Source organism: Kitasatospora griseola (assembly GCF_014648555.1).
Classification (GTDB): domain Bacteria; phylum Actinomycetota; class Actinomycetes; order Streptomycetales; family Streptomycetaceae; genus Kitasatospora; species Kitasatospora griseola.
Genome location: NZ_BMRI01000008.1, coordinates 80,602 through 89,820 on the forward strand (window position 1 = coordinate 80,602; position 9,219 = coordinate 89,820).

The 9,219-nt window shown below is 74.5% G+C and carries 8 protein-coding genes; 4 read left to right on the forward strand and 4 right to left on the reverse strand.

Annotation, left to right across the window (positions count from 1 at the left end; translation table 11 throughout):
- Positions 1 to 994, reverse strand: a 994-nt coding sequence (locus IEZ12_RS12770) for an alpha/beta hydrolase family protein (RefSeq protein ID WP_229847481.1), incomplete at its 3' end; no start/stop codon positions are given.
- A gap of 193 nt (positions 995 to 1,187) precedes the next feature.
- On the opposite strand from IEZ12_RS12770, the gene IEZ12_RS12775 reads away from it, so the two are divergent.
- The 4 genes from IEZ12_RS12775 (at position 1,188) to cobM (ending at position 5,259) form a co-directional block, all read left to right on the forward strand.
- Positions 1,188 to 1,634, forward strand: a complete 447-nt coding sequence (locus IEZ12_RS12775) for a MarR family winged helix-turn-helix transcriptional regulator (protein WP_229847482.1) — start codon at positions 1,188 to 1,190, stop codon at positions 1,632 to 1,634.
- Positions 1,635 to 1,875: 241 nt separating this feature from the next.
- Entirely contained in the window at positions 1,876 to 3,132 is a 1,257-nt protein-coding gene (locus tag IEZ12_RS12780) for an IS4 family transposase (protein ID WP_189272151.1), read from the forward strand.
- Positions 3,133 to 3,256: 124 nt separating this feature from the next.
- A complete protein-coding gene (gene cbiE / locus IEZ12_RS12785; RefSeq protein ID WP_189272152.1) occupies positions 3,257 to 4,522 on the forward strand; it encodes a precorrin-6y C5,15-methyltransferase (decarboxylating) subunit CbiE in 1,266 nt (421 codons plus the stop codon).
- Positions 4,519 to 5,259 carry a precorrin-4 C(11)-methyltransferase gene (gene cobM / locus IEZ12_RS12790; RefSeq protein WP_043911368.1) on the forward strand — a complete coding sequence of 247 codons (741 nt, stop codon included), beginning with the start codon at positions 4,519 to 4,521 and terminating at the stop codon, positions 5,257 to 5,259. The genes cbiE and cobM overlap by 4 nt, the downstream gene beginning before the upstream one ends.
- A 116-nt stretch (positions 5,260 to 5,375) precedes the next feature.
- Here the strand turns inward: cobM and IEZ12_RS12795 are convergent, their stop codons facing one another.
- From IEZ12_RS12795 to IEZ12_RS12805, 3 genes are read right to left on the reverse strand one after another with little or no spacing between them, the layout of a single operon-like run.
- Positions 5,376 to 6,005 (reverse strand): bifunctional 4-hydroxy-2-oxoglutarate aldolase/2-dehydro-3-deoxy-phosphogluconate aldolase, encoded by a 630-nt coding sequence (locus IEZ12_RS12795; RefSeq protein ID WP_189272153.1) that lies wholly within the window; start codon positions 6,003 to 6,005, stop codon positions 5,376 to 5,378.
- Between the two features lie 52 nt (positions 6,006 to 6,057).
- Positions 6,058 to 7,668, reverse strand: a complete 1,611-nt coding sequence (locus tag IEZ12_RS12800; protein ID WP_189272154.1) for an N-acyl-D-amino-acid deacylase family protein — start codon at positions 7,666 to 7,668, stop codon at positions 6,058 to 6,060.
- Positions 7,668 to 9,002 (reverse strand): alanine racemase, encoded by a 1,335-nt coding sequence (locus tag IEZ12_RS12805; RefSeq protein WP_189272155.1) that lies wholly within the window; start codon positions 9,000 to 9,002, stop codon positions 7,668 to 7,670. The genes IEZ12_RS12800 and IEZ12_RS12805 overlap by 1 nt, the downstream gene beginning before the upstream one ends.
- Positions 9,003 to 9,219: the final 217 nt, after the last annotated feature.

The following is a 9,219-nucleotide window of genomic DNA, read 5'->3' on the forward strand; positions in this document are numbered from 1 at the left end:
GCGCCTCCGCGTTGGTCATGCCGGGGATCCGGTCGTCGCCGCCCTCGACCAGCAGCAGCGGGCCGCGCAGCTGCGGCGCGAGCGCGGCCAGGTCCAGGCGGTCGGCGAAGTCGCGGGCGGCGTCCGGGCCGCCGCACCGCAGGCCGAGGGTGGCGGTGACGAACGGGACGAACCCGTCCCACTCCAACCGGTACGGGCCGCTGACCAGCACCGCCGCCCGCACCCGCGGGTCATGGGCGGCGACTGCCGCGGCGAGGTACCCGCCCAGGCTGAGGCCGACCACGGCGATCCGCCCGAGGTCGAGGCCCCATCCATCGGCGGCGGAGTCGACCTCGGCGAGCGCGTCCAGGGCTCGGGTCACGGCGCTTCGGTGGCCGGTCGCGTCCAGCACCGTCCCGGCGCCCATCACGCCCTGGCCGGGCCCGTCGATCGCCAGGACGGCGACGCCACGGGCGAGCAGCGCGTCCGCGACGGCGTGGAACTCCTCCTTCGCGGAGTCCATCCCGGGGATCACCACCGCAACGGGAAAGCGCTTGCCATTCGCCTCCGCGTCCGCGCGTCCGCCCACCTCCGAGCCCGCGTCCGCCGGTGTCCGCAGCCAACCCGCGAAGCCGTCGCCGGACAGGCGGCGCGCCTGCGGTTCGAGCAGGGCCAGCGACTGCTCCATCGACCGGTCCGCCTCCCTCGCCAGCTCGGCGGCCCGCGTCCGGTCGGGGTCGGGGATCAGGCCCGCGAGGTGGAACCACCGGGCGGCCAGCCGGTGGCGCTCGCCGGCCGTCCGGGTCCGACCGCGGCCCGCGGCCCGTTCGGCGGCGGCGCGGTGCCGGAGTGCGGCCTCGCGGCAGGCCTCGGGCCACTGCAGCAGGGACTCCAGGGGTGCGGTGACCCGGTCGTACTCGTAGAGGTCGACGCCCGCGCCGTGGGCCCTCGGGCGGGTCTCGGCGACGAAGCCGGCGGCCATGCCGGGGGCGGAGAGGAAGGAGAGGTCGGTCATCGGTTGCGGTCCTCCGGGACACAGGCGTCAGCCGAACTGACAGATCGACAAATCAACATCGAAACGCGGGCAGGTCCGGGGACGGCAAACGGCACAGCGCCCCGCTCCCCCTCATGCTCAACACCACGATCATCATCAATGCATTGATGACTGTCAACGTCGATACGGTGAGCAGGCCTTGTAGCATCGCCGCATGGGAATGCCTGCCAGTGACCGCCTCGGCATCGATCTGCACCTCGCCGACCAGGAGCTGCTGGCCGCGAAGCGCGTCGCGGTCGAGCCCGCCGGGCTGACGGTGCCCCAGTACGCGGCGCTGTTCGTGCTCGCCGAGAACGCGGGCATCAGCGGCGCCGCACTCGCCCGGGCCTGCCAGGTCACGCCGCAGGCGATGGCCGTGCTGCTCCGCCACCTGACCGATCGCGGCCTGGTGGAGCGCGCCCCGCACCGCTGGCACCGCAACATCCTGGAGACCCGCCTCACCGACCGCGGTCGCGCCGCCCTGGAACTCGCCGACGACCGCGCCAGCGCCGTCGAACAGGCCCTGCACGCCGAGTTCACCTCCGCCGAACGCGACCACCTCCGCCAGCTCCTGGCCCGCGCCACCAGCGCGCTCCGCCGCGCCGCGCACGCCCTCGACTGACCGGCCCCGGCCGGCCACCGATCCGGTGCGAGCGGAACGAGCGGCATCCCGCGACCGGCTGGGCGCAGCACGCGTCCGCGCCCGAGCAGGCCGACCGCAACCTCGCGGCCTTCGCCCCGCCGAGCCGTCACCACCGCCGCCCCCTTCCCCTCTCCCCTTCCCCCTCCCGCGAAGGCCCGATCCCACCGAGGTGACTCACGGGCACCGGTGACTTCGGTGCGCGCAACTCGTTGAACGGGTCGTGCCAGTACCAGGGCAGTCCGGCCCACCGCCCCACCCGCTCACCGACGTCCGGCCCGCGGAGCGGGCCGCTCTCGGCGGTCTGACTCGCGCCTTCCCGCCCGAGCTGATCGACCAGGTGCTGCTCGACTGCGGGCGGGTCGAGCAGCGCAGTCGGCTGCTGCCGGCCCGCGTGGTGGTCTACTTCGTGCTGGCGATGGGCATGTTCTCCGAGCACGGCTACCCGGAGGTGGCCCGGCTGCTGGTCAACGACCTGGAGCGGGAGCGTTGGTGGCCGCACGGCAGGCAGGTGCCGACCGCTGCCGCGATCGGCCGGGCCCGGCTGCGGCTCGGGCCGGAGCCGCTGCGCCGCCTGTTCCAGCAGACGTGTCCGCCGCCGGCCGCCTCCACCACCGCCGACGCCTGGTACCGCGGCCGTCGGCTGGTCGCGCTGGACGGCACGATCCTCGACGTCCCGGACACGCCGCCGAACGCCGCGCACTTCGGCCGGTCGCTCGGCGGCGCCGTCCGGACCGCGCCGCGGACTCCCGCCCGCGCCGGCCGATCCACGCTCCAGGAGCCCGTCAGCTACCCGCAGGCCCGGGTCAGCGCCCTGGTCGAGTGCGGCACCAACGCGGCGCTCGCGGCCGATGTCGGTCCGCTCTCGACCCACGAGCGGGCCCTCGCCGAGGCGATCTACCCGACGTTGACCCGCGACATGCTGGTCCTCGCCGACCGCGGCACGACCGACCCGGCGACCTGGCAGGCCGCCCGCGCGGGCGGCGCCGATCTGCTCTGGCGGGTGCCGGGCCATCTCCGACTCCCGCTCACCGCACGGCTGGAGGACGGCTCCCATCTGACCGGTCCGCCCACGGCCTCCGATCCGACCGGTCCGACGGCCCCGAGCGTTCCGATCGTCCCGACCGATCGGGGGCGTGAACGCGTCTGCCCGGCACAGGTCCGGGTCATCGACTACACGCTCGACACCGACCGCCTGGGCGCCCCGCCCCACCGTCTGCTGACCAGCATCCTCGACCCGGCCGTCGCCCCGGCGGCCGATCTCGCCGCCCGCTACGCCCAGCAGTCCCGCAGCGGGGCGGCGCTCGACCACCTGACGCCTCCTCATCCGGCGCGCACCCTGCGTTCCCGCCACCCCGACGGCATCGAGCAGGAGATCTTCGCCCTGCTGCTCCTGCACCGCGCCTTCCCCGCCTCACCCGGCGGCGCGTCCACCGCTCAGGTGCCGCCCGCGGTCCAGCTGGTGTCCGAGCCTCGCTGAGGGCTCCCGCACGCCCCGGTGTGGCCAATGTCGCACCGTGGATCTCCGCAGCTCGTGGGGGGTGTGGCAGTCGGCTGCGGGTAGGCTGCGGCTGCCCGTCCCCCGAGCTGTGAGGAGTTTGCGCGTGTCTGCGATCACCGTGGTGGGGGTCGGTGCGGACGGCTGGCCGGGGCTGTCCCGGGCCGCCCGGGAGGCGTTGACCGCGGCGGAGGCTGTACTGGGCGGGCCGCGGCAGTTGGCGCTGCTGCCGGTCGAGGTGACGGCGGATCGGGTGCCGTGGCCGTCGCCGTTGCGGCCGTCGGTGCCGGGCCTGGTGGCCCGTTTCGCGGGGCGGCGGTTGGTGGTGCTGGCGAGCGGCGATCCGATGTTCTACGGGATCGGCCGGACGCTGATCGAGTGCGGTGTCCCGGCCGGGTCGCTGCGGGTACTGCCGCATCCGTCCTCGGTGTCGCTGGCGTGCGCCCGGCTGGGCTGGCCGGTGGAGGAGACCGAGGTGGTGACGCTGGTCGGCCGCGCCCCCGAGGCGCTGCACGCGGCGCTCTACCAGGGCCGCCGAATACTCGTCCTGAGCAAGGACGCCTCGACTCCGGCGCTGGTCGCGAAGCTGCTGACGGACCGCGGATTCGGGCCGAGCCGGATGCAGGTGCTGGAGCAACTCGGCGGCCCCACCGAGGCGTTGTACGAGGGCGTGGCGGACGGCTGGTCGCTGCCGCCGGGCGATCCGCTGAACGTGCTGGCGATCGACTGCGCGGCCGCCGACCCGAACGCGCCGCGCCAGCAGCTGACTTCCGGCCTGCGCGACGAACTCTTCGAATCCGACGGACAGTTGACGAAGCGTCACATTCGCGCGGCAACGCTCGCGGCACTCGGTCCGGCCCCGGGCGAACTGCTCTGGGACATCGGCGGCGGCTCGGGTTCGATCGGCATCGAATGGCTGCGGGCGCACCGCAGTTGCCGGGCCGTCAGCGTGGAGCGCGACCCGGTGCGGGCGGGGCGGATCGTCCGCAACGCGGCAGCGCTGGGCGTGCCGCGGCTACAGGTGGTGCAGGGCGCGGCGCCGGCGGCGCTGGCCGAACTCCCCGTCCCGGACGCGGTGTTCGTCGGCGGTGGGCTGACCGTGCCCGGCGTGCTGGAGGCCTGCTGGGCGGCGTTGCGCCCGGGTGGGCGGCTGGTGGCGAACACGGTGACGCTGGAGTCGGAGGCCCTGCTCACGCAGTGGTACCGGCGCTGCGGCGGGGAGTTGGTGAAGCTGAGCGTCGCGCACGCGGTGCCGGTGGGCGGGTTCACGGGGTGGCGGCAGGCGATGCCGGTCACTCAGTGGAGCGTCGTCAAGGGCGGCGACGCCGGGGTGTCCGGCGCGGCCGAGGAAGTCGGAGGAGCAGCGAAGTGACGGTCTTTTTCATCGGTGCGGGGCCGGGTGCGGCCGATCTGATCACGGTGCGCGGCCAGCGCACGCTGGCGCGTTGCGGGGTGTGCCTGTACGCGGGGAGCCTGGTGCCGCAGGAGTTGCTGGCCGACTGCCCGCCGGGGGCGCGGCTGGTGGACACCGCGAACCTGGACCTGGACCAGATCATCGCGGAGATCGTCCGGGCGCACCGCGAGGGCCAGGACGTGGCGCGGCTGCACTCGGGCGACCCGTCGGTGTTCTCGGCGATGGCCGAGCAGATGCGCCGCCTGGACGCGGCGGACATCCCGTACGAGGTGGTGCCGGGCGTTCCGGCGTTCGCGGCGGCCGCGGCGGCCCTGAAGCGCGAGTTGACCGTCCCGACGGTCGGCCAGACGGTGATCCTGACCCGGGTGGCCCGGCAGGCGACGCCGATGCCCCCCGGCGAGGAGCTGGCCGTCCTCGGCCGGAGCGGCGCCCTGCTGGTCCTGCACCTGGCGGCCCGCTACGTGGACAGCGTGGTGGAGGAACTCCTCCCGCACTACGGGCCGGACTGCCCGGCCGCGGTGGTGGCGATGGCCAGCCGTCCGGACGAGTTGGTGCTGCGCGGCACCCTCGGCGACATCGCCGTCCAGGTGAAGGCCGCGGGCGTCCTCCGCACTGCCGTCATCATCGTCGGCCGCACCCTGGCCGCGACCGAGTTCCGCGACAGTCACCTGTACTCCACCACCCGCAGCCGGTAAGCGCTTTCCCGCCCCTCCGCGCGGACACGGACGCACGGAGGGGCGGAGCGAAGGGCAGGTGCCCCTCTTCCGCCCCCTCCGCCCCGCCGACGCCCCCGACGGCGACCGGGCCGCGCTCAGTCGAGCGAGGCGACGAACGCCTTGGCGCGGCGGGTGATCTCGGCCCAGTCGCCGGCGGCGACGGTCTGCGGGGGGACGACGTCGGTGCCGGCGCAGACGGCGAGGGCGCCGTGGTCGAGGAAGGCCCTGGCGTTGGTGGCGTTGACGCCGCCGGAGGCGACCAGGGGGATGCCGGGGTAGGGGCCGTGCAGGTCCTTGAAGTATCCGGGGCCGAAGGCCTTCGCGGGGAAGATCTTCACGGCGGCGGCGCCGAGGTCGAGCGCATCGGCCACCTCGCTGGGCGTCAACGCGCCCATCACGACCGGGATCCCGGCCTCGCGGGCGACGGCCGCGACGGTGGGGCGCAGGCCGGGGGTGACCAGGAACCCGGCCCCGGCGTCGATGCCTTGGCGGGCCTGCCCGGCGGTGAGGACGGTCCCGACGCCGATCCGGCGGCCGGCCTTCGCGGCGGCGGCGACGTGGCGCGTCACGTCCGGTGTGGTGAAGGTGAGTTCGGTCCAGGCGATGCCGCCTTCGGCGAGCGCTTCGCACAGCGCGACCGCGTCCGGGATCTCCGGCGCCCGCACCACGGCTATCACGGGCTGGGCGGTCAACGCCGCGCGCAGGTCGGTCACTTCGGTTCCCATGCTCCCCAACTCCTGTTTCCTGAAAGACGTCTGCCAATGCCTGTCCGACGGCTCACCGGTCCACCGCCCGCACCAGCCCGTCCGCGTCGCGCCGCAGGGCCCGTCCTGCCAGGTCTCCGGTCGGTTTGCCGTCGGTGAGGGCGGCGACGCCGCCGACCAGGACGTGGGCAATGCCGGCGGCGGGGCGGCGGGGGTGGTCGAAGGTGGCGGTGTCGCGGACGGTCGCGGGGTCGAAGAGGACCAGGTCGGCGTGGTGGCCGGGGCGGATCAGTCCGCGCCGGTCGAGGCGCAGCCGGCGGGCGGGGCGGCCGGTCATCCGGGCGATCGACTGTTCCAGCGTGAGGACGCCCAAGTCCCGGCTGTAGTGGGCGAGGTAGCGCGGGAAGGTGCCCCAGGCGCGGGGGTGGGGGCGGGCGCCGACGAGCAGGCCGTCGCTGCCGACGGTGTGCGCGGGGTGGCGCATGATGGCGCGGACGTTCTCCTCGTGGCCGACGTGCTGGAGGATGGTGGTGCCCAACTGGTCGGCGAGCAGCAGGCCGAAGAACGTCTCGGTGCCGGTGCGGCCCTGTTCGGCGGCGAGTTCAGAGACGGTGCGGCCGACGACGGCGGCGAGTGCGGTGTTGCGGACGCCGGAGATCTGGATGGTGTCCCAGTCGGTGACGACGCCGTGGCAGCCGTCGCTGCCGTGTTCTTCGACGTCGACGCGGATGCGTTCGCGTGCGGCGGGGTCGGCGAGGCGGGCGAGGGTGGCCTCGGGGCCGCCCTCGGTGGCCCAACTGGGCAGCAGGGCGGCCAGGGTGGTGGATCCGGGCAGGTACGGGTAGCTGTCGAGGGTGACGTCGATGCCGTCGGCGAGGGCGCTGTCGACCAGGGCGAGGAACTCGCCTGCGCGGCCTTCGTTGACGCCGAAGTTCATCGTGGCGTGGGTGAGGTGCAGCGGGCAGCCGGACCGCCGGGATATCTCCACCATCTCCGCGTAGCCTTCCAACGCGCCTGCGCCGTAGGAGCGTTGGTGCGGGGCGTGGTAGCCGCCGCGGGCGGCGACGATCCGGCAGAGCTCGACGAGTTCGGCGGTGTCGGCGTACATGCCGGGCGTGTAGGTGAGGCCGGTGGACATGCCGACCGCGCCGTCGGCCAGCGCCTGGTCCAACAGGGCTAGTATCCGGTCGAGTTCGGCGTCGGTGGGGCGGCGGTTGTCCCAGCCCATGGCGAGCATCCGGATGGTGCCGTGCGGGGCGAGGTAGCAGGCGTTGACGCCGATGCCCCGGTCGAGGCGGTCGAGGTACTGGCCGACGGTGCGCCAGTTCCAGTCGAAGCCGTCGGGGTCGCCGTTCCAGCCGGCGAGTTGGCGGCGCAGCGCGGCGAGGGTGGCGTCGTCGGCGGGCGCGTAGGAGAGGCCGTCCTGGCCGAGGACGTCGAGGGTGACGCCCTGGGTGATGCGGGAGGGGTGGTCGGGTTCGACGAGCAGGCTCAGGTCGGAGTGGGCGTGCAGGTCGATGAAGCCGGGGGCGAGGACGAGGCCGTCGGCGTCGATGGTGCGGCGGGCGGTGAGGCCGGGGCCGATCTCGTCGATGCGGCCGTCGGTGACGGTGACGTCGGCGCGGCGGCGGTCGGCGCCGGTCCCGTCGACGACGGTGGCGCCGCGCAGCAGGAGGTCGGGCATCAGAAGTACGTCCTCACCAGGTCGACGACGCGCGGGTGTTGGGCGTCGGCGTGGTCGAGGACGGGGATGAGGGTCCACTTGTCGAAGGCGGTGCAGGGGTGGGAGAGGCCGAGGCGGACGACGGCGCCGATCGGGGCGGTCTCGCCGGCGCCGCGCAGGAAGGTGTGCTGGTCGTTCAGGGCGGTGACCTCGGCGCCGGTCAACTCTCCGGTTCCTCGGACGAGTTGCGGTTCGGGCAGGCCTTCGTCGAACGGCAGGTCGCGCTTTCCGGCGTCCAGCAGGGCGAGTTGGGGTTCGGGGTGGGAGACGACGCGGGCCCAGCCGTGCATGGCGGAGCGCAGGGGGGTGGCTCCGGTGGTGCGGGCGAGGGGGGAGATGCCGCGGTAGAAGCCGTCGTCGTGGGCGAGGTAGGCGCCGGCCCGGACGACGACCTTGGTGCCGGGGAACTCCTCGGCGAGGGGGGTGAGTTCTTCGGCGACGGTGTCGAAGTAGGCGCTGCCGCCGGCGGTGACCACGGGGGTGGGGGTGGGGTAGTCGGGGGCGAGGCGGCGGTGCAGTTCGGCGAGGTCGCGCAGGTAGTCGCGGACGGTGGCCAGGGCGCGGTCGGAGGCGTCGTGGGCGAGGGCGCCTTCGTAGCCGCCGACGCCGGCCAGGCGCAGCGTGGGGGCGGCGTGCACGGCGGCGGCGACGTCGAGGGCGGCGGGGATGCCGCGGGCGCCGGTGCGGCCGCCGGGGCCGCCGAGTTCGACCAGGACTTCGACGGGGCGCTTCGCGCCGGCGGCGCGCAGCGCGGCGTCCATCTGGCGGACGCTGTCGGCGGAGTCGCCCCAGGAGGTGAAGGCGAAGTCGGGGTGCCGGTCGAGTTCGGCGGCGAGCCAGGCGAGGCCGGCGGGGTCGAGCAGGGTGTTGGCGAGCAGCAGGCGCTGGACGCCGAAGGCGCGGGCGACGCGCAGCTGGGGCAGGTTGGCGAGGGTGATGGCGTGGGCGCCGGCGGCGAGTTGGGCCTGCCAGAGGGCGGGGGCCATGGTGGTCTTGCCGTGCGGGGCGAGCAGGACGTCGGCTTCGCGGCACCAGGCGGCCATGGTGCGCAGGTTGTGGTCGAGGGCTGCGGCGTCGAGGGTGAGCAGCGGGGTGCCGAGGCTGTCGAGGGTGGGGCCGGTGGCGAGCCAGTCGCGAACGGTGCGGCCCCAGGCGTCGGCGGGGACGGCCTTGAACCGCCAGTCGAGGGTTTCGTCGGCGAGGGCGGCGACGGCGTCCCGGTCGATGCCGGGCCCGGGGGCGGGGTCCGCGAAGGAGTGGTGTCCGGTGTGCTGGTGTGCTGCCGTGTTGCTCATGGCTGTGCCTCCGTTCCGGTCCCGGCCCACCCGACGAGCTGGGATGTTGCAACATGTGCAACCTCTATTGCGCATGTTGGTGTTACGGTTCTAGCATTCACGCCGGACGGCGGTCAACGGACCGCGACGCGGCCCGTCCCCCTTCCCACCAGGTACGCAGCACCGGAACTCACCGCCGAGCGACGGCCGCGCGGGCCGTGTTGGCGGGGGCGGGGAG